The sequence below is a fragment of the Paenibacillus sp. FSL R7-277 genome, assembly GCF_000517965.1.
GTDB lineage: Bacteria > Bacillota > Bacilli > Paenibacillales > Paenibacillaceae > Paenibacillus_AQ > Paenibacillus_AQ silagei.
Map to the genome: position 1 here is coordinate 60,551 of NZ_ASPX01000037.1, position 23,469 is coordinate 84,019.

Annotated in this window: 19 protein-coding genes; 5 read left to right on the plus strand and 14 right to left on the minus strand. The window is 52.3% G+C overall.

Going from position 1 to position 23,469, the window contains the following annotated elements; genetic code table 11:
* Positions 1–62: 62 nt before the first annotated feature.
* The 8 genes from C173_RS14535 to C173_RS14570 form a co-directional block, all read right to left on the minus strand.
* Entirely contained in the window at positions 63–1,364 is a 1,302-nt protein-coding gene (locus tag C173_RS14535) for an ABC transporter substrate-binding protein (RefSeq protein ID WP_036725955.1), read from the minus strand.
* 49 nt (positions 1,365–1,413) lie between these two features.
* The gene (locus tag C173_RS14540) at positions 1,414–2,700 is read right to left on the minus strand and encodes a glycoside hydrolase family 125 protein (RefSeq protein WP_036726085.1); all 1,287 of its coding nucleotides are present in this window, start codon (positions 2,698–2,700) and stop codon (positions 1,414–1,416) included.
* A gap of 249 nt (positions 2,701–2,949) precedes the next feature.
* On the minus strand, positions 2,950–4,113 hold the full coding sequence (locus C173_RS14545; RefSeq protein ID WP_036725957.1) for a GntR family transcriptional regulator: 1,164 nt from the start codon (positions 4,111–4,113) through the stop codon (positions 2,950–2,952).
* 247 nt (positions 4,114–4,360) lie between these two features.
* A complete protein-coding gene (locus C173_RS14550) occupies positions 4,361–4,627 on the minus strand; it encodes a hypothetical protein (protein WP_036725959.1) in 267 nt (88 codons plus the stop codon).
* Positions 4,628–4,755: 128 nt separating this feature from the next.
* Complete coding sequence (locus C173_RS14555; protein ID WP_036725961.1) at positions 4,756–5,088, minus strand: DUF3139 domain-containing protein; 333 nt, start codon at positions 5,086–5,088, stop codon at positions 4,756–4,758.
* 210 nt (positions 5,089–5,298) lie between these two features.
* Positions 5,299–6,078, minus strand: a complete 780-nt coding sequence (locus C173_RS14560) for an SDR family NAD(P)-dependent oxidoreductase (RefSeq protein ID WP_036725964.1) — start codon at positions 6,076–6,078, stop codon at positions 5,299–5,301.
* A gap of 116 nt (positions 6,079–6,194) precedes the next feature.
* On the minus strand, positions 6,195–6,512 hold the full coding sequence (locus tag C173_RS14565; protein WP_036725966.1) for a hypothetical protein: 318 nt from the start codon (positions 6,510–6,512) through the stop codon (positions 6,195–6,197).
* A gap of 190 nt (positions 6,513–6,702) precedes the next feature.
* A complete protein-coding gene (locus tag C173_RS14570; RefSeq protein WP_036725968.1) occupies positions 6,703–7,893 on the minus strand; it encodes a hypothetical protein in 1,191 nt (396 codons plus the stop codon).
* Between the two features lie 206 nt (positions 7,894–8,099).
* On the opposite strand from C173_RS14570, the gene C173_RS14575 reads away from it, so the two are divergent.
* Positions 8,100–8,279 carry a hypothetical protein gene (locus tag C173_RS14575; RefSeq protein ID WP_036697495.1) on the plus strand — a complete coding sequence of 60 codons (180 nt, stop codon included), beginning with the start codon at positions 8,100–8,102 and terminating at the stop codon, positions 8,277–8,279.
* Positions 8,280–8,351: 72 nt separating this feature from the next.
* Here C173_RS14575 and C173_RS14580 read toward each other — a convergent pair whose 3' ends face one another.
* From C173_RS14580 to C173_RS14600, 5 genes are all read right to left on the minus strand, one after another.
* On the minus strand, positions 8,352–9,248 hold the full coding sequence (locus C173_RS14580) for a sugar phosphate isomerase/epimerase family protein (protein ID WP_036725969.1): 897 nt from the start codon (positions 9,246–9,248) through the stop codon (positions 8,352–8,354).
* A gap of 43 nt (positions 9,249–9,291) precedes the next feature.
* Complete coding sequence (locus C173_RS14585; protein WP_036725971.1) at positions 9,292–10,314, minus strand: LacI family DNA-binding transcriptional regulator; 1,023 nt, start codon at positions 10,312–10,314, stop codon at positions 9,292–9,294.
* Between the two features lie 66 nt (positions 10,315–10,380).
* Complete coding sequence (locus C173_RS14590) at positions 10,381–11,952, minus strand: DUF3502 domain-containing protein (protein ID WP_081751179.1); 1,572 nt, start codon at positions 11,950–11,952, stop codon at positions 10,381–10,383.
* Between the two features lie 79 nt (positions 11,953–12,031).
* Positions 12,032–12,928 (minus strand): carbohydrate ABC transporter permease, encoded by an 897-nt coding sequence (locus tag C173_RS14595; protein ID WP_036725974.1) that lies wholly within the window; start codon positions 12,926–12,928, stop codon positions 12,032–12,034.
* A gap of 27 nt (positions 12,929–12,955) precedes the next feature.
* Positions 12,956–13,891, minus strand: a complete 936-nt coding sequence (locus C173_RS14600; RefSeq protein WP_036725975.1) for an ABC transporter permease — start codon at positions 13,889–13,891, stop codon at positions 12,956–12,958.
* Positions 13,892–14,300: 409 nt separating this feature from the next.
* Between C173_RS14600 and C173_RS14605 the strand changes: the two genes are divergently transcribed.
* Together C173_RS14605 and bglX are read left to right on the plus strand one after the other, a co-directional pair.
* Positions 14,301–17,630: a GH36-type glycosyl hydrolase domain-containing protein gene (locus C173_RS14605; RefSeq protein ID WP_235191894.1), complete on the plus strand. Its 3,330-nt coding sequence runs from the start codon at positions 14,301–14,303 to the stop codon at positions 17,628–17,630.
* Complete coding sequence (gene bglX, locus C173_RS14610; protein WP_081751180.1) at positions 17,599–19,833, plus strand: beta-glucosidase BglX; 2,235 nt, start codon at positions 17,599–17,601, stop codon at positions 19,831–19,833. Before C173_RS14605 ends, bglX begins: the two co-directional genes overlap by 32 nt.
* Positions 19,834–19,918: 85 nt before the next feature.
* Here bglX and C173_RS14615 read toward each other — a convergent pair whose 3' ends face one another.
* The gene (locus C173_RS14615; protein WP_036725979.1) at positions 19,919–20,689 is read right to left on the minus strand and encodes a DeoR/GlpR family DNA-binding transcription regulator; all 771 of its coding nucleotides are present in this window, start codon (positions 20,687–20,689) and stop codon (positions 19,919–19,921) included.
* Positions 20,690–21,583: 894 nt separating this feature from the next.
* Here C173_RS14615 and C173_RS14620 point away from each other — a divergent pair.
* Positions 21,584–22,552, plus strand: a complete 969-nt coding sequence (locus C173_RS14620) for a metallophosphoesterase family protein (RefSeq protein WP_036725980.1) — start codon at positions 21,584–21,586, stop codon at positions 22,550–22,552.
* 25 nt (positions 22,553–22,577) lie between these two features.
* Positions 22,578–23,450, plus strand: a complete 873-nt coding sequence (locus C173_RS14625) for a DMT family transporter (protein ID WP_036725981.1) — start codon at positions 22,578–22,580, stop codon at positions 23,448–23,450.
* Positions 23,451–23,469: the final 19 nt, after the last annotated feature.

A 23,469-nucleotide genomic window follows, 5' to 3' on the forward strand; every position in this document is an offset into this window, starting at 1 on the left:
TCATCATCCGGCAAGGCTCCATGGCAGCAGGGAGGCACCGCCTCCCCGCGGCATCAGGCTGGTTACTTAACAACCGCGTTATCCTTCAGCATCTTGTCGCCTTGTTCCTGAGCCTTTTTCAGCGTGTCTTCAATGCTCTGCTTGTTCTGCTGGTTCAGCTGAAGATTAGGCGCAAGCGCATCGGTCTCCATCACGGAATAGCCGGGATGAGTCGGGCGGATTTTGGCAAATTCCAGCGTATCCAGAAACGGCTTCCACTGCGGGTCATCCTGGAAAAACGGATCTTCCATCGAAGGCTTGAAGCCCGGAAGATTCAGACTGGTCTTGGCCCACATCAAGGCATTATCCTTGTTCGCGGTCCACCATTTAATGAATTCCCATGCCTCATCATGATGCTTGGAGCCCTCCGGAATCACGAGTCCGAAGCCGCCCATCACACTGCCCTTGTCGCCGTTCGGCCCGGCAGGAGGCGGTACAATGCCATATTCGAGATCTTTACCGTATTTGTTATAGGTACTGAGCATCCAGGGGCCGGAATAGAGCATGGCGACCTTGCCTGTAACGAAGGCATCCTGCCCTTCGCCAAGTCCCAGCTCAAAGCCAACCTTATACACCTTGTCTTTGTTCATCAGGCGGTCCCAGAATTCAAGCACCTGCTTGCCCTGCTCATTATTGAAATTGGTTTTGCCGTCCTCAGTAAGCATCTGGCCGCCTGCCTGCTGGAGATACATATTGAACAGGCCGAGGTCACCCATGGAGAAGCCCGCCACCTCCAGCTTGTCGCCGTTCCACTTGGTCAGCTTGGCAGCAGCCTGCTCCAGTTCATCCCAGGTAGCCGGGGGCTGAAGCCCTGCTTCATCCAGCAGCTTCTTATTGTAGAATAATGCCCGTGCATCAACGGTCAGCGGAAGCCCGTATAATTTATCGTTATAGGAGAGCTCGGTCAATGACTCGCTGTAGAAATCATCCTTGGAAATGCCGTCACGCGTTAAGTACTCATCCACCGGATGCAGCACGTTCTTGGGAGCATACAGCGAGGTCCGCCAGCGGTCCCAGAACAGCACATCGGGAGCACCGCCATTCGTAGCCGCCGTCAGGAATTTGGTGATCATATCCTGCTGCAGCACATATTTGACATGAATTTTGTCCTGTGATTTGTTGAAGGCATCCACCATGGTCTCGAACTGCTTCTGGCCTTCACCGCCCCAATCGCCCCAGAACGTCAGCTCCGTCTTCTTGCCGCTGCTGCCGCTTCCGGCTTTGCCGTCATTCGCAGGGCTTTCTTTTGCCGAATTACTGCTGCACCCTGCCGCCAAGGAAGCGACCATCATCACCGAGAGTACCGTAACCCATCCTTTTTTCATTATTACATCCCCTTCATTTGTATTTGTCTGTTATTAGAGCCCTGGCTGCTCAGCCTCTACTCACCTCAATTCCGCAGCGCATAAGCAGCAGCTCGCAGAACATCATATTGGCCCAGGAAAACCAGGGTCTGGTATACTCTTCCGGATGATCCGCATGAAAAGCCTCATGCATCAATCCGGTTCCGGCATCTGTCTGTTGCAGCAGCTCAAGCATTGCCTCCTGCTCCTCCCTCTTCCCGGAGGTCATTCCTTCAACCGCCAAGGCGATAGGCCATATATAATGCGGAGGGGTATGCGGACTGCCAATACCTGCTGCCGCCTTGCCTTCATAGAAATAGGGGTTGGTCCGGCTTAGAATAAGCTTGCGGGTGTTGAGATACACCGGATCATCCGCAGATGCATAGCCAAGGTAAGGAATAGACAGCAGGCTGGGCACATTGGCGTCATCCATAAGGTTCACGCCTCCCAGGCCGTCGGTCTCATAGGCGTAGACAGGACCATATTCAGGGTGCTCCACAATGCCATGCCGCCGGATTCCCCCGTCAATCTGCTCAGCCAGATCTTCCGCCGCCTGTGCAAGCTCCGGGTTGCCAAGCACATCGGATGCGATTTCGCTGACGTACCGCAGGACAACGACGGCGAACATATTGGCAGGCACCAGGTAACCGTATTCGCAGGCATCATCGCTTGGACGAAAGCCTGACCAGGTCATTCCGGTATAGGCGGTTACAGAGCCTTTGCCGTCGCGGACAAGCGTATCGGTTGGCACACAGTTCACGCGTTCAAAAACATAATCGGAACCGCTCTCATGACTCTGCTCCCTGATCCATAATTTAATAATCTGCCACACTCCTGCTTCAAACGCTGAATTGAACTGCGTGATCCGCCCGGTGTTTTTCCACAGCAGATAGCTGAGCTGAATGGGATAGCAGAGGGAGTCAATTTCGTATTTCCGTTCCCAAATCCATGGACTCATCGCCGTTTTGTCTTCCTGGTGACCCCGTCCATTCGCTTCCCGGTTGAACGCATTCGCATAGGGATCAATGGCAATATAGGCAAATTGCTGTGCGATAAGCCCTTCAATCATGCCGGCAATTTCTTCATCTTCGGAGGCGGGGATCAGGAAGGGACGGACTTGTGCGGTGGAATCCCGCAGCCACATGGCCGGTATATCACCGGTAATGACAAAGGTTGTTCCATCCGGGTTGCGCTGTATCGTTGTGTTCCAGGTATTGAGCATGCACTGTTCAAACATATCTGCCAGGTGCGGATGGCTGGGCAGTTTTTGACGTACACGGCCAGCCAGCTCCCGCAGGGAATTAGGTGTTTCCTTCATCGCTTTCAATCGGAATGACCTCCTCTGTAATGAATGAAGCGCTTTCACAAATGAGTATATTGGTATGTAAATGATATGTCAATATGTATTTTTAGATAATAATATATTAACATATGAAATACACTGATATTGACTAGACTAGGCTAACTTGCAAGCTTAATCTTCCGGCCGGAAACGGATCACATTGGACACAGCAAAAAAACCCATCCGGCGGAATGTCCGGCGGAATGGGTCTTTAGATTACAGCAGCTAGTTGTGACGGACAGGGCCGGTCGAATTCCCGGGCACCAGCTCAGCTTCCAGCATCACCTTATGGGGAACAGCCTCCCCGTTCATAATACGTAGCACATTCTCCAGGGCAATCCGGCCCATCTCCTCTTCATTCTGCCGCATATGGGTGAAGGCATACCCGCCTCCCAGATGGGTCGGCGGACTGTCGAAGCATATAATGGAGATATCCTCAGGTATGCGTAGCCCCAGACGTTCCACCGCAGTCTTCGCGAGCAGCGCGATATTGTATTCAATGGCAAATAACGCCGTGACGGACGGATGGCTCTGCAGATGGGTGACCAGCCGCGAGAGGTCCCGTTCAATATTATCCGCATTAAAAAACTTCGGCAGCGTCGAGGTCAAATCGCTGACCCACAGCTCCTTGTCAACCATGACCCCCCGCTGCGCATGGGCCTGAATGAATCCCTCAATCCGGTCCTCCACCGCAGTGGTGTCCACGGGAGGCGGAGACAGAAACGAAATATGCGTATGCCCGAGGTCAAATAAATACTCCGTCGCTTCAAGGGCCGCCTGCAGATTATCGGTGCTGATGGAGGCCGCAGCTACTCCTTTTAGATGTCTGTCTACCAGCACGAGCGGAAAACGCCCGATGACCAGCTTCAGAATTTCCGCATTGAAATACTCGCCCTGGGCCGGGAAAATAATCAGACCGTCTACACCCAGATTCAGCAGCTTCTGGATCGCCTGCTCTTCATTCTCCGGAATCCCGAAGGTTCTCCGCAGCACCAGAAAGCAGTCATTATCGCGCGAAGCCTGCTCCATCCCGTAGATCAGCCCCGTCCCGTAGCTGTTGCCGAAGTCGGTGATGATCAGGCCGACTGTTTTCTCATTGGCACGAATATTCATCGCAGCCGGGGCTGTGAGGTTCATCCCCGGGTCAGACTGCTCAGCGGAAGCATCTGTTACGAACGAGCCGCGGCCGGGCTTGCGGACAATCAGCCGTTCGGCGGCCAGCATCTCAAGTGCTTTTTTGCTGGTTATGCGGCTGACACTATAGGTCTCAGCCAGCTCTTTCTCGGAAGGAACCCGCTCTCCGGGTTTATAAGCCTGTGTAAGGATGCTATCCTTCACTTCATCAAAGATCTTCTCATACATCGGCTTGGAAGAGGTTGTTTCAGTCATAACGTTCATGGTCCCCTGACGTTCATTTTTCGGTATCATACATAATAATATATCATGATATATTGTAATTGTCGATCCGGGTCGGCCCATGAACATTCTGATCACGGCTTCTAACAGAATTCCATCGCCCGGGTGATCCGAAGGCTGGTGTAAGCCACATTCTGCTTACAACAAAAAACCGCAGCAGGAGATCTGTCCAGTCTGCGGATGAGGGGTAGTGCCTTATCTCTGCCAGGATCAAGACATTCTAGAAGCTGCGGCTGTCCTGAATATGAATATAATTAACGCCTTGCGCAGTCAGTTTAGAACCGCTCGTATTCGCGACGCGGACTGCCTTCTTGCCTTTCCCGCTAACAGAGAAGCTGATATTGCTCGCCAGCTTGTTCTCTGCGATCTGTTCCAGCGCACTGTGGAAGCCCCCGACCGTCACACCCTCCAGGTTATCCAGTACCGGTTCTTTGCCCTCTTCAATCGTCTTGAGAATCTGATAGATCAACGACTTGCTTCCGTCCATCCCGTTCGCCTCCCGCTTATTGTTAGCGTTTACAATATACCAGCTGTGCGTATACAAATATTTTCCAACTGTATATATATTCTCTAATTCGACAGTGTATGCTGATTACCTCTTCCCGCCAAGCTCATTCAGTAAAAAGTTTCATCCATATGATTTCCGTACAGGCTGGAAGCGCCAACCAATCTGAACGCTCCATCCACTTTGGCGTACGTATAGTTCTGATTGGGTTCATCCTTATAGCGTACCTCCACTTCATAATCTCCCGATTTGAAGCTGTAGACTCCCCGGACCTCCTGAATATCTGCTGCGGGGTATGCTCTGGTATGAACCAGGTATTCTCTGACCTCGCTTGCAATTTGGCTTCTTTTATAAGGTAAGCCTGTAAGCGACGCATAGATTCCACCCACAACTATAATTATTACTATACCAGCTATAATCGTAGTCCGGTTCGTAAGCCTCATGCGGATAACCTCCATTCAAAAAATAGGGTTTTAGCTCAGAGTGGGGATAACATATTTTTACATGTGTCAGTTCATTTTACCATACCAGTGTGAATGCCAGCACATTGTATTCGGTTTTTCGCATACATTCTTCTCTCCGGCCTGAACGCAAAAAAAGCACCCCTCAAGGTGCTTCCTGCCACTAGCCACTCTTCCTACCACTTTCCATCCTTATGAGTTCTGCCGGTATACCGGCGCGCCCAGCGGCGAGCTGCCTGCACCGCCGTCCACGGCGATATCTGCGCCTTGGATATACGAAGAATCATCGGAGGCCAGGAACAGGGCGACCTTAGCGATCTCTTCGGGTACACCCGCACGGCCCAGAGGAATCGACAGTGCCATGCCTGCCTCGACCTGCTTCCAGTTATCCATCGCCGACTCTCCCCAGATTGGAGTACGCGTTACGCCAGGCGCGATGTTGTTGACGCGGATGCCCAGCGGAGACAGCTCGGAGGCCAGTACCTTCGTCATGCTGCTGACTGCTCCTTTGCTGGCAGCATAAGCGGAATTGCCGGGTCTTCCGGCCTTGGCTAACACGGAGCCGGTCAGAATGACGGAGGCTCCGGCCTTCAGATGAGGCAGTGCAGCCTGGACGGTGAAGAAGGTACCGGTCACATTGATCCGGAGCACTTCCTCGAAGGTGGCAAGCTCTGTGCTGCCCAGCGGTGTATAGCCCGCGATTCCTGCATTCGCATAGACCACATCCAGTCTGCCGAAGGCCTCTATTGCTGCATTCACAGCCTTCACCGCACTCTGCGGATCAGTCGCATCCGCCTGGACAGCAACTGCATGCTCCGCACCCAGCTCTTCTACCGCCGCCTGCAGGGATACCGGATTACGGCCGGTTATGACCACTCTTGCGCCCTCCGCCACAAATAGCCTGGCACTAGCCAGCCCTATCCCGCTATTTCCTCCAGTAATCAATGCAACTTTCCCGTCAAGCTTCCCCATCGTTAACACTCCTCATCTGTTTCATTTGAGACCGTTCGTTCTACTATAGTCAAAAAAATAATCTGCCTCGTACCAGCATCTTAGCATATTCGAGAACGATCAGTAAAGTATTATTTTTACCGGACGTTCTCAAATAGCATCAGCCTTGCAAAAAGCAGAAAATATCCCCCAATCCACAGCAGTGCCCCTATCATGATGAAGATTCCTATGTACCCCGCCCAGCCTGGCGGTTTCCTTGTGTACTTCAACAGAAGAAGCGATGCAACAACCAAAACCGCAGAGGGAATGCCTAATATCTGGAGCAGCATTATATTTACAACATCCAGGATAAACCCTTGGCTGAACCCCGGGCTCGTCTGTAACAGAAAGAGGGCCAATCCTATGATATTCACTACTACAGCGCTTATCCAGAGTATTCTAACGGGTCTAACCATACTTCACCCCCTATGCTATCCCATTACCCGCTAATCGAAAGTATTACACCAAAGCTAACTCCATTCTCCACAATACCTACCTATTCTTCTGCTGCACCACAAGCAAAAACGGGTCCGTCCTCATAGGGACAAGACCCGTCTTCGTCTTTGTCATTCGTCATTCGTAATTCATCATTATCTTACGGACAACCTACCGCCCTGCCGTCTCAAAAGAAAACCGCGCTGTCCACGTAGCACCTGCATCCTTCGTCACATAGAGGGTAGAGCTATTCATATCCTTCACAGCCATCCAGCCCTGATTGGCATCGGTGAACGAGATCGTTCCTTCGAAGCCGGGAACGGTCTGCTGATTCTTCCAGCTCTGTCCGTTGTTCTTGGTGAGCCCGATGCCCACTTGCTCCGCTGCCGGCTGGTATCCTGCCAGGAAAGCTACCGATTTGCCGATCAGCACCATATTGCCGGGACTGCCCGAGGCAGGCCCCTTCTTCGCTACGGCTGCGCCCCTGCCCGGAGCCGGACCGCCGCCTGCGGTCTCCTGGGCAATCACCCGGGTCCAGCTGCCGCCGGAGTTAGAGCTGCCGTAGAGAGAATAAGAGGTCTGCGACATGCCGACGCCGCCGTACAGCAGCGCATACACCTGACTGTCCTTGGCGTAGATCTGCCCGTAATTCGCCTCAGGGGTGGAGGCGCTAAGTACCTGCTTCCAGGCTGCTCCGCCGTTAGTTGTCTTCATTACCCGATAGCCGCTCCCGGGAACAACTACCACAGCCCAGCCGTTATTCCTGCTGGTGAAATGGGCTCCGCGGGTATTGGCAGGTGTCTTGATCAGGCTCCAGCTCTCCCCGCCATCGTTCGTATAGTAAGTAGAGGTCCGGTTGTAGCCGAATCCCTTGCTGCTGTCCAGAAATTCTACCGATTCAAAGGTCACGGCCTGGTTCGACAGCCTTGTCCAGGTAGAGCCGCCGTCTGCCGTTCTTAACAGATATTTAGCCTGTCCGTCCTTGACCGCGGCAAGCGCCCAGCCGTGAACATTATCCGGGAAATCAATCTGCTGGAAGCTCCACTGTCCTTCATAGATCTTTTGGAAATGGCAGCCGCCGTCCGAGGTTCCAATCAGGAAGCCGTTCCCGGCTGCTCGCCCCGTATCTGAGCTTAGGAACTCTACATCCGAGAAGGTGAGCGGCTGCGTTTCCGCTCCCTGGTGTGCCTTCTGCAGATCCTTAAGAAGCCCATGGTCTCCGGTGCTGCATCCCTGCGGCGGAGTTGGGGCCGGTGCTGCTGCCTGAACCGAGGAAGATGACGCCCCCCAGCCGACTAGAGAGATTAGACCTGCGGTAAGGAGCGTTACGGTGATCTGCTGTAATCTGGTTGTCCAATTCATTGGTGACACCTCCTAGAATATATATACCCTCTGAGCAGAACGTTACTCTGACAGTACATGAACATGTTACTCCATCTGAGGCCAACTATGTAGGTGTGAAATGGTACAAAACTGTAACTAATTTCGCTGTTAAAATCTCCTATTCGTGTTTAATAATAAGTAAAGAGATTTACAAGCATTCTGCATTCAAGGAGGAAGTGAAGAGTATGATTAAACAGGATATTCAGCATGCACTTCTCTCCAATCTATGCCAGCGCGTGCATTTGATCAGCGGAGAAACGTACACCGGAGTATGCCAAATCGATCATTCCGCAGATGCACTGCATATTGAAACGAATAAAGGGACCTTCACCGTCCCCTATTGGACCATCAAGCGATTCATCTAATCACATAACTACAACCAAAAAGACCTCACGGCCACATCCGCAGATGTGAATCATGAGGTCTTTCTTGTATACTCATACAACCGGATTTGGTATCATACTGCCGCCCCGGCAATGCTTAAGAACATTCAACGCATGGACCTGGCCGGTCATCTCCAGCTCGTCCCGGTAGACCGGATCATGCCAGCCTTCAATATCAATCGTGCCCTGATAGCCGCCCTGCCGGAGAATGGTGATAATATCCGTCCAGTTCGTATCCCCGAAGCCCGGCGTCCGGTCCCACACATAAGGCTTCGGACCATGAATTCCGTACTCCTTGACTATGTCCCAGGCAATCGTCGCATCCTTGCCATGGACATGGAAGATCTTATCCACCCATTTGCGCAGCTGCGGGATCGGATCAATCAGCGCGGTGAGCTGATGGGCAGGCTCCCATTCCAGCCCGAGATTGTCTGCCGTAACGGCGTTGAACATTTTCTCCCAAGCTGTAGGGTTATGGGCGATATTCCAGTCACCCTTCTGCCAGCTCCCGCCCATTGCACAATTCTCAAAAGCAATCCGCAGACCTTTATCTGCCGCCCGCTTCGACAATTCCCCGAACACCTCGGCGAATCTCGGAAGCGATTCGTCAATCGACGAGCCGGGCAGCCGTCCGGTGAAGCCGCCAATAATGTCCGTCCCGAACAAGTGAGCGTGCTCGATCAGCTGCTCCCAGCCCGCCAAGGTGGCCTCCGTCTCAGCCTCCGGTCCGCCGCCGAGCGGATTGCCGTAGATGCCGACAGCAGAGATGACGAAGTGATGCTCCGCCGCCAGCTCCCGGACCCGGGCTGCGGTCTCCACCAGGTCGATTCCGCCTGTCGTCTGCCAGAAATTCAGTTGAAAGGATTCGAAGCCATGCTCCACAATCTGCGGAATGACCTGGACGGCTTCGCCGCCGCGTACAAGCGTCCCTATTCTTAGTGAATCTTGCATGATTTTGTCAACTCCAGTTAGTTTTATAGTCAGCGCCCTGCTGTTACCGGCCCTTAATCATCTTGCAAGAGCCGCGCTTGAGCAATACCGCATCATAGACAATATGCTGATGGGAGGAATGTTTGGTAATCAGGTCGAACAGCACGCCCACACTGGACAACGCCATTTCGGTGCCCGGCTGGCTGATCGTATCCAGTGCAGGATGATAGTATTCGGCCATCTCAATGCCGTCAAAACCAATGATGGAAATATCATCGGGGATAGATAAGCCTGCGGTAAGCACAGCTTTGGCCGCACCGATCGCAATCGTATCGGAGGCCGCAAAGATAGCAGTTACGGTTCTGTCGCGGTTCAGCAGTCTGCGTGCAGCATTGAAGCCCGAGCTTGGACTGTATTCACAATCCTCTACGAATCCCGAATTATAAGGTATGTTATGTTCTTCCAGCGCCATCTTGTAGCCAAGAAGGCGGCGGCTGCCTGTGGTATCTTCCAGTAAAGGGGATTTGGCGAGAAAGCCGATGTTTCGATGTCCAAGTGAAAGTAAATAAGAGGTTGCCTTATAGGCTTCCTTGGATTCATCGATCGTTACGCTTGAGAAAATGGACGGGTCCACTTCCTGTGAGGTAGTGATGGTCGTGAGTACGAATGGAACCGTTAACTGCTTGAATTTCTCTTCGGAGTGGTTATAGGTACCGCCCATGAAAATGATACCGCTAAGATTCTTCTCCTTCACCAGCTGAATGGCGGCGTTGATCTCATCGGTGCCGTCCTCTACCTGATGAATGAGAAACGGATAGCCGCGCAGATTGACCTGACGTTCAATCTCCTTAATCATAATGGAGAAGAACGGGTTAGTAATCCCTTTTACCATAAGTGCAATATTCTTGGATTGGGTTGTCTTTAGATTTCGGGCATTGGAATTGGGAATATAGTTATATTCCTTGACGACACTCAGTACCTTCTCCCGGGTGGCATCGCTCACCAGACCCTTGTTATTGATCACTCTGGACACTGTTGAGATGCCGACACCGGATATCCTGGCGATATCCTTAATGTTTACGTCCACTCTACTCCCCCATTTACAGGTAAGGGAGCTATATAGATATAGCTCCCCTGTAACCTATACATTCTTTTAGTTAACAGGTGTAAATTCTGCCAATTGTTTCTCTACTTCGGCAATGACCTTGTCAACTCCTGCTTTTTTCAGCTGATCGCGGTATTCTGCTACAGCCGTTTTTGCATCTTTGTTTGTTTTACCGAGCATGAGCTGAATACCAAGCTGTGCATTCACATTCGAGATCGAAGCAATCTCAGTAGTTACATTAGCCGGGTCGAAGCTGAAGCCGTTGTACGGATCATCAATCGCTTCTTTATCCCATGCCGTGAACAGGTCTTTACGGATCGGGTTCTCGGTATCCGTCGGAATCACAAACTTATCGTTTCTGAGCGACCAAGCGGAGAAGCCGCCGCCGTCTGTTTTCTCATTGAAGCCTGGAGGCTGTTTCTTCACGCCGTCTTCAATGATATATTGCTTGCCTTCAATACCGTACTGCATCAGATCGTAGTAGCTCTTATCTGTCATGAACTTCTCAATGACCATCAGAGAGCGCTCTGGATTATTGGAATTGGCACTGATAACCGTTGAGTTATCTACACCCATTTTACGTTTGATTTTCTTGTTAGCTTCAGCAAAAGTATAGAAAGCTGTAGGAGCGTCAGGCAGCGCCTTGATATCTCCACCATACTGGCCGATCCAGTCCTGGGCATGAGTCAGATAACCGGCAGAGTTCGCCGCTCTGAAGTTGTCTTTGCTGCCAAGGGAAGCGGACAGAACGTCTTTGCCCCAGTAGCCCTTGTCGCCCCACTCACGCATTTTCACAGCCCAATCCTCGAATTCCTGGGTGAAGGCCGGATGGAATACAGTCTTGTAATCCTCTGGGCTCTTAGTGACCAGGTTCAATTCATTGAGAGAGATACCAGGTGCGTTCAGCCACATGCCTGTAGTATCAACGAGCATTCTGTACATGTTCTGTGCATCCTCAGCCTTACCGTTGATTGGAGGGAAGGATTCGTTCTTCACCACGTTATCCATGTACTTCTCCATATCGGCAATCGTCTTGATGTCGGTCATGCCATATTTCTTCAGCAGATCGGTACGGTAGGCATAACCGGCAGGCGTATATTCACTGAACAGACTCGGTACGCCGTAGATCTTGCCATTCACTTTAGTGTTCTGCCAGGAGGATTCTGGAATCTCAGCCTTCAGCTTAGGCGCTACCTTATCCAGCATGTCGGTAATGTCGGTCAGCGCACCTTCAGTAGCCAATGTATAGTAGGACACAGCAGCACCGGGAGAAGCATGCGACAGATCGAACGATTCGCCGGAAGCGAACAGCAGCGGATACTTGGTTGCTACGTCTCCCCAGTCAATATATTTGATTTCAAGCGTAGTATTCAGATCGGCCTTAAGCTTCTTGTTAATCTCCGCTAGAATCTCCTTATTTTTAACCCCTTCACTGCCCCAGAGGTAGTACACCAGCTTCGCTTCCTTAGAAGTGTCTACGCCTCCGGAATTAGTGGAAGAGGATGGAGTATTCGACGAGCCTGTATTTCCATTTGCATTATTGCTTGACGAACAAGCAGATAGCACTCCAGTAAGCATGAGGACAGCAGCTAGAGAAGAAGCAATCTTTTTACCTTTCATTCGGTAAGCCTCCCTTTTCTTTTCTATATTATTGATCTTGCATCTATAACAAACACCCTTCAATTGAAGCAGGCGTCCATTAACCCTTAACAGCACCGATGGTAAGACCGGTTACGAAGTAACGCTGAATGAATGGATACAGGAGAATGATCGGGCCTGTGGCGAGCACGGCTGTAGCCATTTTGATCGATTGGGTCGGCAGATCGGCTGTATTAATGACCGCCCCCGAGTTGATGAGACTGCCCATATTCGCCTGATTGATCATGCGCTGCAGGAAGTACTGGAGCGGGAACTTGCTCTGAGTGTCCATGTACAGCATTCCGTTGTACCACTCATTCCAGAAGCCCAGTGCCGAGAACAGTCCGATCGTTGCCAGTGACGGAACCGCCAGCGGCATGAAAATCCGCCAGTAGATGCGGAAATCGCCTGCGCCGTCAATCGTCGCTGATTCATACAGGGAATCCGGGATCGCCTTCATGAAGTTACGCATCAGGAAGATCGACCACGCCCCTACCACCGCCGGCAGGATCATGGCGAACAGATTGTCCTTGAGGTGCAGATGCTTAACCATCAGAATGTAAGTCGGAATCAATCCTCCGCTGAACAAGGTGGTGAAATAGATCAGGAAGGAGAAGAAGTTACGGTATTTGAAATCCTTGCGGTTCAGGACAAATCCGGCCATGGACATCATGAACAGCCCGAGCACCGTACCGACGACTGTGATAAAGATCGTTACCTGATAAGCATCCACCAGCTTGGAGGAGTTACTGAGCAACAATTCATAGGCCTTGAAAGAGATCTCATTCGGTATCAGCTTGTACCCCTCGCGGATAATCTCCTGCTCATTCATGAAGGAGGATGAAATCATCAGCGCAAAAGGAAACACACAGAACAGGGCAAATACGGAGATGCAAATGTAGCTGATCACCTTAATGAAAATGCTGCCTGAATCCTGTTTAATAGTATTACTTGCCATATTAACACCCCTGTTTCTTATCTTGTCTTAGAACAACGCGCTGTCCGGTTCAACCTTGCGCACAATAAAGTTAACCACAAGCACCAGAACCAGACCGAATAAGGATTGGTAGAAGCCTACCGCAGCACCCATGGAGAAGTTAAATTGTCCCACGAGCGACCTGAAGACATACGTATCTATAATATCCGTCTGCGGATACAGCACGGAGTTTGTTCCAATCAGATTGTAGAAGAGGTCGAAGGAGCCTTTGAGAATTCCGCCCATACCGAACAGGAGGAGCAGAATGAAGGTTGGCTTTAGAATCGGCAGAGTCATATAACGGATACGCTGCCAGGTAGTGGCACCGTCCATATAGGCTGCTTCATAAAGATCATGGTTGATCCCCGTTATAGCTGCCAGATAGACAATCATACCGTAACCGGTACTTGCCCAGATCTTGAATGCTACAATGATGTATTTCCAGATTCCAGCGTCGGAGTAGAACTCAATCTTGTCTAAGCCCGTACTGGTAAGCATCGTATTGATAAACCCGGAGTTGAAATTGAACAGGTTATACGCGAACACACCGACGATAACCATCGAGATGAAGTTCGGAAGCAGAATAACCGACTGGGAGATCTTCTTGAACCACTTGCCAGCAATCTCCGACAGCATGATGGCAAATACAATCTGGATGATGTTACCCAGTGCAAGGAACACCAGATTGTAGAGCAAAGTATTCTTGGTGATATTCCAGAGGTCTCCGTTCTGAATCAGGAACTCGAAATTCTTGAGTCCGATAAAGTCACTGCCAAAGATCCCTTTGTTGAGCTTGTAATCTACGAATGCCACGTAAGCGCCAGGCATTACCGCGTAATGAAACACAGCAAAATACACAATGACAGGCAGCAGCATGAGATACAGCACTTTGTTCTTCAATAATTCCCGGACAACATTTCCGCCCGATTGTACAAATCTTGCCAATGAACCCACCTCCAAATTAAACATTGCATTCCACTGCAACTAATTAACCCTTTTCGACCATATAGAAACGTTTCCATTATTTCTTTGTGTTTCCCCTGCTCAGAGCATACTCCTTCCTTGTATACGCTGTCAAACATTTTTTATTTTTAAATAACAAGTAATAAAATTACATTTCGCTGTACATAATAGATGAAAAGCCGTTTTTTTTATAGATAATTGACTTTTTTCAGTCAAAAGTCTAAACTCGAAATGTATCGCCTATGGAAACGTTTCTATTTATTCTTTACATGGACATGTCAGCCCTTTTTTGTGACATCTGATGATGAATTCCCCCGTTCTGATCGATTTCATGTCCTAACTTAAGCACTGGAAAGCGAGGCTCGATATGATATTCAAACAACAAATGAACATGATTACCTTAACCCGGGATGACCTGTCGTATACATTCCTGCCTACAGGAGATATTTTTGAATTCACGCAGGGCTCCACTCTTATTAATCTGTTCCAGGGTAATCCGGCAGAAGGCTCTTCCAATAATATCTATCTGCGCGTATATACGGAGCAAGGAATCCAGAGCTATCCGCTGCTGGGTATTAAGTCGGGCTCCAAGCTGTCCCGTACCGATGACAAACTGATTTTTGAAGGTTCTATAGAAGCAATCAGCTACCGCGTTACCTTCGCACCGGCCAAGGACGGCATCTGGTTCTGGCAGCTTCAGCTCTCCGGCAACGGCGAGACTGTAGATGTAGTGTATGGCCAGGATGTGGGCATTGCAGACAAAGGCGGCATTCTCGCCAATGAGCTGTACATGAGCCAATATCTGGATCACAGCATCTGGGAAGGCCCGCAGGGCTACGCCGTCTGCTCGCGCCAGAACCAGCCGCAAGGAACTAACTTCCCTTATCTTCAGCAGGGTGTAGTCGGCTCGCGGACAGTAGGCTACTCCACGGATGGTATGCAATTCTTCGGCATTTCCTATAAAGGCAGCTATGTGCCTGAGGCGCTTGCCGGCAATCTGCAGAACCGTAATTATCAATACGAGCTGGCTTATACCGCACTCCAGACCGAGACTATGGTCCTGTCGGCTCCCGTTGAATTCGCCTTCTACGGCCTGTTCCGTCCGAATCATCCGGCTGCTGTAACCGGGCTTGAATTCCAGGCTGAGCTGCAGGCAGCTTATGCAGAGATCGACTGGAGCAGCAAGGAAGCCGTGCCAAGCCGGGATGTTCCTGTGCTGAGTGACGACATCGGCAAGCCTTATGTCTCCCCACAGTGGTCACAGGCCGAGATTGATGCCACCTTCCCTAACCGGAAGCTTGAGGAGATGGAGAACGGCCAGCTGCTCTCTTTCTTCACAGACGGGCATGTCCATGTGGTTCTGCAGCCTAAGGAGCTGCTTGTGGAACGTCCGCATGGCCATATTATCACCTCGCTGCTGGGCGACAAGCAGGTAGACAACAACCTGATCTCCTCCACTAACTATATGTACGGTCTTTTCAACGGTCAGACCGTGGTGGGGAATACCTCTTTCCATAAAGGGCTCTCTACGCCGCGCGGTCTGCTGAACATTCAGCGCAATAGCGGTCAGCGGATCTATGTCCGCATGGACGGGGTTTACCGGATTCTTACACTGCCTGCGGCTTACGAGATGGGCGTGAATTTTGCGAAATGGCATTATCAGCTGGAAGACGATGTACTGACCGTTACTTCGATCGCAGCAGCAGGCCAGCCGGATGTCGCGCTGCAGGTACAGTCCAAGCTGGGCAAATCCTATGATTATCTGATCACGAACCAGCTGGTCATGGGCGAGCATGAATTCCAGCATCCGGTACGGGTGGAAGAGAAGGACAGCATCCTGCAGCTTCTTCCTGATGAAGCATTACTTCAGAAGCTTCCTTATCCGGGCCTGCATTTCGATATCCAGCTGCCGGGAACCGCATATACCTACAGCGATGACCGGATGTTCTTTGCCGACAGACAACCGCGCAACGGCACTCTGCTCACCTTGTCGGTAACGCAGTCCTCCGGCTTCCAGCTTGTGATTCAGGGCAGACTAACTGCAGCAGATGCTAATCCACTGGCGGCACCTTACACACTGGAGAAGGAACAGGCAGCGTTTAACGAATTCTACGCTTCGTTCACTTCCGGCTTCCAGCTGGAGCTGGATGGCGCGGAGCAGTCACGGATCGACATTCTGAATGAGACCGCATGGTGGTACACCCATAATGCGATGACCCACTTCATCATGCCGCATGGCCTTGAACAGCCGGGCGGAGCAGCCTGGGGGACACGCGATGTCTGTCAAGGGCCGATGGAATACTTCCTGATGACGCAGCATTATGAGCTGGCCCGCAACGTTCTGCTGAAGATCTATTCGCATCAGTTGTGGGAGAGCAAGGAATGGCCGCAATGGTTCATGTTCGACCAGCATCCGGTTCAGGCTCATGAATGGCATGGCGACGTCGTGCTCTGGCCGCTGAAATGCATCAGCGATTACATCATGGCTACCGGAGACTACACGATTCTTAACGAGAAAATCGGTTATCACCATCTGGCGGATGCTCAGCCAAGCCAGCAGACCGAAACAGTCCTCGAACATGTGAAGGCTGCTGTAGAGACCATCCGTGAACGCTTCGTACCGGGCACAGCTCTGATCAACTATGCCGGCGGCGACTGGGATGACACCCTGCAGCCTGCCAATGAAGCGCTCAAGACCAAGCTGGTCAGCGCATGGACGGTCGCACTCGCCTTCCAGGTGATCCGCAATCTGTCCCAGGTGACTTCTGCCGATCCTGAATTCTCCGCCAGCCTGTCAGCTATGGCCGAAGAGATGAAGGAATCGTTCCGTACCCTTCTGATCAAAGACGGCGTGATCGCCGGCTTCGCTTACTTCCAGGAGGACGGCAGCATTGATTATATGCTTCATCCGCTGGATACAGAGACCGGCATTCATTACCGGTTACTACCTATGACCCGCAGTATTATTGCGGAGCTGGTTACTCCGGATCAGGCGGCAGAGAACCTGCGCCTGATCGACGAGCACCTGAACTGCCCGGACGGCGTGCGCCTGATGGACCGTCCTGCCCGCTATGAAGGCGGCGTAAGTACCATCTTCCGCCGTGCGGAGCAAGCAGCCAGCGTCGGCCGTGAGATCAGCCTGCAATATGTACATGCCCATATCCGCTATATTGAAGCTTCCGCCAAGCTGGGCGAAGCGAAGCGTGCCTGGGATGGCCTGTTCCAGATCAACCCGATCAACATCCGGCAGAGTGTGCCTAATGCCCAGCTGCGCCAGAGTAACATGTACTTCAGCAGCTCGGACGGCGACTTCCCTGACCGTTACAGCTATCAGGAGAACTTCGACCAACTGCGTGACGGCAGCGTAGAAGTGAAGGGCGGCTGGCGGCTGTACTCCAGCGGTCCCGGGATCTATCTTAATCAGCTGATCTCAGCCGTTCTGGGTATCCGCTTCAGTGAAGAAGAGCTGATTATCGATCCGGTCCTTCCGGCCAGCCTTGACGGCCTGCGCTTCACTTATGAGTGCTTCGGCAAAAAGATTACCTTCGTCTATCACATCAGCGAAGGTGAGGCCCGCACCCCGGAAGTGCAGGCAGCAGGCGTTGCTGTTACCGGCCAGGTTCTACCGAATCCATACCGCCCGGGCGCGGTAAGCATTGCTAAGAATCACCTGCTGAGCCTGCCCGGCGATGAGCTGCATATCAGCTGCATATCTATGTAACACAATAACTTTCAGTACGCTTACGAAGGAGTTAGCCATGACTAAACCGTTTATCCAGGATCTCGTGAACGATATGACACTAGACGAGAAGTTAGCCCAGCTTACCCAGCTTGGTCCATACTATTGGGGTCTGGATGATACCGTGGATTTGACGGGTCCATTCAAAGAACTTAATATCGAGCCGCAGGTGATCAAAAGCATCGGAAGCGTTCTGAACGGCATCGGCGCACGGAATGTCATTGAGCTGCAGACCCGGCATCTGGAATCCAGCCGTTTGAAGATCCCGCTGATCTTCATGGCCGATGTCATTCACGGCTACCGGACCATTCTGCCGATTCCGCTCGCCATGGGCTGTTCTTTCGATCTTGATGCCTGTGAGCAGTTCGCTAAAGTAGCTGCGCGGGAGAGCGCTGCCGCCGGCATTCACCTCACCTTCTCTCCGATGACCGACCTCGTACGCGATCCGCGCTGGGGCCGGGTCATGGAGACCTCCGGTGAGGACCCTTACCTGAACGCCCGGGTGACTGAGAGCATGGTCCGGGGCTACCAGGGCAAGGACCTGAAGGAGCCGGGGCGGATCGCTGCCTGCGTGAAGCATTTCGCCGGCTACGGCGCGCCTGAAGGCGGCCGTGAATATAACACGGTGGACATGTCCACCGGCGTGCTCCGCGAGTTCTATCTTCCTGCCTACAAGGCGGCAGTAGATGCCGGTGTCGCTATGGTGATGGCTGCGTTCAATACCATTGACCGCATTCCGTCCAGCGGCAACAGCAAGCTCCTGCGCGGTATTCTCCGCGAGGAATGGGGCTTCGATGGCGTAACCATCGCCGACTTCAACTCCGTGAACGAGCTGGTGCCCCACGGCGCAGCGCAAGACGGACGTGAAGCTGCCCTGAAGAGCCTGGTAGCGGGACTTGATATCGAGATGATGTCCACCCACTATCTGAACCATGCTGCCTCGCTGGTCCAGGAAGGTCTGCTCGACCTCCGCCTCATCGACGAAGCGGTTACGCGGGTACTGGAGCTTAAGGATGCCCTCGGCCTGTTCGACAATCCGTTTAAGGATGCCGACCCTGTAGCTGACGAAGCCGATAAGCCAAGTCCTGAGCACCTTCAGGCGGCACGCGAGATGGGCGCCCGCTCGATCGTTCTGCTGAAGAACGAAGGCGGAGTCCTGCCGTTGAAGCGCGGGATGAAGATTGGCCTCGCCGGTCCCTTCGCTACCTCGATCAATGTTCTTGGCGGCTGGGCTGGTACCGAGAAAGACCCTGCGGTCTCCCTCTACACCGGCATCACCGGCAAAATCCCGGCATCGGACCTGCTCACAGCCATGACCGGCGAGCTGGGAAGCATGCTGGAGGGTGTATTCGATGTGGAGGATGCTTCCGAAGCGGCTTACGAGCAGCTGAAGGACTGCGATGTGATTCTGGCCGCAGTCGGCGAGAATCAGCAGGATACCGGGGAAGGCGGCAGTAAGGCCAGCCTGCGGCTGTCCGCCAATCAGGAGAAGCTGATCCACCGCCTCAAGGCAACCGGCAAGCCGGTGGTCACCATTGTGTTCAGCGGCCGCCCGCTGGAGCTTGCACCAGTGCTTGAATCAAGTGACGCGCTGGTACAGGCCTGGTTCCTCGGCACCGAGTCGGGAAATTCCATTGCAGATGTGCTGTTCGGCGATTATAATCCGTCCGGACGCCTCTCCATGAGCTTCCCTTACTCCGTGGGACAGATTCCGGTGTACTATAACGCTTATCAGACAGGACGCCCTTATGATCCCCAGTATCCGAATGTGCGTTATGTAACCCGCTATCTGGACATTCCGAATGATCCGCTGTTCTGCTTCGGCTACGGCCTGAGCTATTCTACGTTTGCCTACAGCGGCTTTACGGTAGAAGCTGCGGCAGACGGCAAGGCGCTTGCCTCCATCCAGGTGGAGAACACCTCGGAGGTTACCGGCAAGGAGACCGTTCAGCTCTATATCCGCGATGTTACCGCAAGTGTGGTCCGTCCCGGCAAAGAGCTGAAGGGCTTCAAGCAGATTACCCTTGCCCCGCATGAGAAGCAGACGGTGTCCTTCGAGATCACCAGAGACATGCTGATGTTCTACGGCCAGGATGATCAGCTCGTGTTCGAGCCTGGAGACTTCGATATTATGCTCGGCGCAAGCTCCAGCGACCATAGCATGCAACGGATCTGGATCGGCTGACCCTACCCATAGTCATAACAAATAGCGCCAATCCTACACTTCATAAGTGTAAGGATTGGCGCTATTTATATTGCACAGCTCTGCGTTACGCCCCTGTCAGCAGCTCGATATCCAGCCGGGCAAAGGTATCCTTCCATTCCGCAGAGCAGCCGCTGTCCGTCAGCACCATGGAGATATGCTCGAGCGGAGCAATCTGGGCAAAGGTAGTGATGCCGAATTTGGAATGGTCTGCGACCAGAATGGATTCTTCGGCCCGTTCCATCATTTTGCGGGAGATGAGGGCTTCCTCCAGGTGGTAGTCGGTGATTCCCTCCGAGAGCGAGATCCCGCCGGCAGAGATGAACGCCTTATTCACCTTGAACTGACCCAGCAGATCATGCGCGGTGCCTCCTACTGCTGCCTGATACCCTGCATTCACCTCACCCCCGGCAAAAATAACCCTCCCCGCAAACTGCTCCAGCGCACAATTCAGCACGGGAACAGAGTTCGTAATCACCGTCACCTGTGTACGGTCCTTAAGCGCGCGCATAATCTCAAGGGTCGTTGTCCCGTTGTCGAGGATGACCGTCTCACCGTCTTGAATGAGCGAGGCTGCCAGCTTGCCGATGGCCTGCTTGCCCGGCAGATGCATCTGGGCGCGCTTCATGAACGTAGGCTCATGATTCTCCGAGCGGATTCGCACCGCTCCCCCGTACACCTTGCGCAGCCGCCCTTCCTTCTCCAGCCGGTCGAGATCGCGCCGGATCGTCTCCGTCGTCACCCCGAACCGCTCCGCGAGAAAATGCACCTGCACCTTCCCCGCAAGCTCCAGCTGGGCGAGAATCGTGTGCTTGCGTTCTTCATAGGTCAGCGACATCCCTGCTTCCTCCAGTCGTTGTGGATTTTATAGTGATTGTACTTTTAATTACTTTAACTAACTAATGGCTTGCTGAGGGTTTACCGCGCCCGTTTAGTGTGCAAGGGGGAGGCTTAATTGCAATTTGTACAACTAAATCGCCTTATGTGCTGCCAAATCTCCGTTTAGTTGTAGTTCCTGCAATTAAAATGCCTCTATATCTGGATTTTCGCCCATCCGGGCAAATTTAGTTGTACGAACTACAATTAGAAGAGGAAGCCCACCCGTTTCACTGTTTTTAGTTGCACAGAATACACTTATCCCTGTTGCTTTGCTAAGAACGCAGCTTCATACCATACCATATTTATGGAATGAAATCACTTGTTTACTTCTGATTCTCTACTAGTTTAGTACAAACAAATGTATGTTGTTTATCTCTAGTTGGAATGTTGTTTCTAGTGCATTGATGTTGTTTTCACCAGTATATGAATCTGAATTCCACTTGTCAATGCGGACCCCTTACCACAGAAAAATCCTTGGTAGGCATGTAGGTGTGGCACACATTGTACTTTATACAGCAGATTACTCCAAAATCTTCCGAAAAATAGCCTCTGCTGCACTTTGTACACTAGAATTCTGCTAAGAAGAGGTTTTGAAGCTATATTAGTGAAATCTAATGTATGAACTACAGCAGAATGAGCTTTTGCCTAATCTCGTGCTAATTCTATTGCAGAGAATACAACCAGCACGAAATGAAGCTTGACAGAATAACCATCCGAGCCTAAAATCAACATGAAACAACATAAAGAAACACGAATCAACAACACATTGAATCAACAAACACCGCACTATTACATCACCACACGCCTTACCGCTTAACCCATAATCGGATTGACAAGAGAGGGGATTTCCCGCATGAACAGTAAATTATCATTTCGGCCAGACGGTACCTTCACCATCGTACAGTTCACCGACCTGCACTGGATGGATGGAAGAGCAGAGGATCAGCAGACCCGGGAGCTGATGGAGCTGGTGCTGAAGGCGGAGCAGCCGGACCTGGTTATTTTCACAGGGGATACGATCTATACGGGCCCGGTCCGTGAAGGCGAGCTTCCTTGCCAGGACCCCAAGCAGGCCTTCCGCGATGCCGTGGCTGCTGTAGTGAATTCCGGTGTGCCTTGGGCGTTCGTATTCGGCAACCATGACACGGAGAATGGAGTGACCTACAGCGAGCTGATGGAGATTGCGCAGGAATCTCCGCAGTGTCTGGCTGAGGCTGGTCCGGCAGAGCTGGCAGGTTCAAGCAATTACGTCCTGGAGATTGAGGGCGCGGGCAATCATGCGGGAGCCATCCTCTATATGCTCGATACGGGCGCTTACTCTCCGCTGGAGCAGATTCCCGGGTATAGCTGGGTCCGGCGCAACCAGATGGATTGGCTGGCAGAGCAGTCTGCGCGGCTGAATCCCGGAGAAGGTCAAGGGAAGCGGCCTGCGCTGGCGTTCTTCCATATCCCGCTGCCCGAATATGACGAGATGTGGAACACCGAAGTCTGTTATGGACACAAGTATGAACGGGTCTGTGCTCCGGTTCTGAATTCAGGCTTATTCGCTACGCTCGTAGAGATGGGCGATGTGGCAGGCACCTTTTGCGGACATGACCATATCAATGATTTCACCGGTACGCTGCATGGCATCCGCCTCAGCTATGGCCGGGCAACCGGCTATAATACTTACGGGCACGACAACCTCAAGCGAGGCGCCCGCGTCATCCGTCTAGAGCAGGACCATCCGTCCTTCGATACCTGGCTCCGGCTGGCAGACGGCTCCCGGTGCACTGAACAGCCTGCCCATATACCTCTCTCTGCTGCCGATTCACAACACTAACTACTTCCTGAGGGGTTGACTATCCATGCTCCTGCCAATTCTTTTGGTGCTGGCTTCCGGAATGTGCCACGCGGTGTGGAGCATGTTCACCAAAAGAAGCCTGAATAAAAGTATCTTCCTGTGGTCGATCATGATGGTCTCCACAGTGCTGCTGCTGCCGGTCCTGCTTATCGAGCTGTGGACACAGCCGCTGGCCGCCGGTGCTTACGCCCTGCTGCTACTCTCTGTAGCGCTGCAGGCCTTGTATTCCTGGCTTTTATCCATAACCTATGAGATGGGCGACCTGTCCCAGATCTACCCGGTAATGCGGGGAACGAGCACGCTGCTGATCCCGTTGATAGGCGTTATTTTCCTGAAGGAATCATTGTCTGTCTACGGCTGGATCGGGATCTGCTGCATGCTCGGCGGCTTCGCTGTCCTCAGCGGAATTGGCGCAAGAAGAAGCCTCCCGGCTTCCTCCGGCTCCGGCACCACCTTAGGCTACTACACACCGATACTCATGGCCCTCTGCGTAGGATTATGCACCACCTGCTACGTATTCGTCGATAAGCTGAACCTTCAGCATATGTCGCCGCTGGCGCTGCTTGAGGTGACCAATATCGGCTTCGTTGCCGGACTGACACCCGCGGTCCTGAGATCGCGGAAGCTGCTTGAAGAGTGGCGCCGCAACAAATTCACCATCCTGCTGGGCAGCGTGCTGAATCCGGGCTCCTATCTGCTGTTCCTGTTCGCACTTCAGCAAGCACCGCTCGCCCACATCAGCCCGCTGAGAGAGATCGGAACCATATTCGCTACGCTCCTCGGTGTGCTGCTCTTGAAGGAGCGGCAGGGCCTGCGGCGGATGATATGCTCGGTTGTCATTTTCTGCGGAATTCTGCTAATTGGCATTTGGGGGTAAGCAGGATAACTATCACAGA

Coding starts and splice junctions, on each gene's coding strand:
- C173_RS14535 (WP_036725955.1), bottom strand. CDS start 1,364: ATGAAAAAAGGATGGGTTACGGTACTCTCGGTGATGATGGTCGCTTCC.
- C173_RS14540 (WP_036726085.1), bottom strand. CDS start 2,700: ATGAAGGAAACACCTAATTCCCTGCGGGAGCTGGCTGGCCGTGTACGT.
- C173_RS14545 (WP_036725957.1), bottom strand. CDS start 4,113: ATGACTGAAACAACCTCTTCCAAGCCGATGTATGAGAAGATCTTTGAT.
- C173_RS14550 (WP_036725959.1), bottom strand. CDS start 4,627: ATGGACGGAAGCAAGTCGTTGATCTATCAGATTCTCAAGACGATTGAA.
- C173_RS14555 (WP_036725961.1), bottom strand. CDS start 5,088: ATGAGGCTTACGAACCGGACTACGATTATAGCTGGTATAGTAATAATT.
- C173_RS14560 (WP_036725964.1), bottom strand. CDS start 6,078: ATGGGGAAGCTTGACGGGAAAGTTGCATTGATTACTGGAGGAAATAGC.
- C173_RS14565 (WP_036725966.1), bottom strand. CDS start 6,512: ATGGTTAGACCCGTTAGAATACTCTGGATAAGCGCTGTAGTAGTGAAT.
- C173_RS14570 (WP_036725968.1), bottom strand. CDS start 7,893: ATGAATTGGACAACCAGATTACAGCAGATCACCGTAACGCTCCTTACC.
- C173_RS14575 (WP_036697495.1), top strand. CDS start 8,100: ATGATTAAACAGGATATTCAGCATGCACTTCTCTCCAATCTATGCCAG.
- C173_RS14580 (WP_036725969.1), bottom strand. CDS start 9,248: ATGCAAGATTCACTAAGAATAGGGACGCTTGTACGCGGCGGCGAAGCC.
- C173_RS14590 (WP_081751179.1), bottom strand. CDS start 11,952: ATGAAAGGTAAAAAGATTGCTTCTTCTCTAGCTGCTGTCCTCATGCTT.
- C173_RS14595 (WP_036725974.1), bottom strand. CDS start 12,928: ATGGCAAGTAATACTATTAAACAGGATTCAGGCAGCATTTTCATTAAG.
- C173_RS14605 (WP_235191894.1), top strand. CDS start 14,301: ATGATTACCTTAACCCGGGATGACCTGTCGTATACATTCCTGCCTACA.
- bglX (WP_081751180.1), top strand. CDS start 17,599: ATGAGCTGCATATCAGCTGCATATCTATGTAACACAATAACTTTCAGT.
- C173_RS14615 (WP_036725979.1), bottom strand. CDS start 20,689: ATGTCGCTGACCTATGAAGAACGCAAGCACACGATTCTCGCCCAGCTG.
- C173_RS14620 (WP_036725980.1), top strand. CDS start 21,584: ATGAACAGTAAATTATCATTTCGGCCAGACGGTACCTTCACCATCGTA.
- C173_RS14625 (WP_036725981.1), top strand. CDS start 22,578: ATGCTCCTGCCAATTCTTTTGGTGCTGGCTTCCGGAATGTGCCACGCG.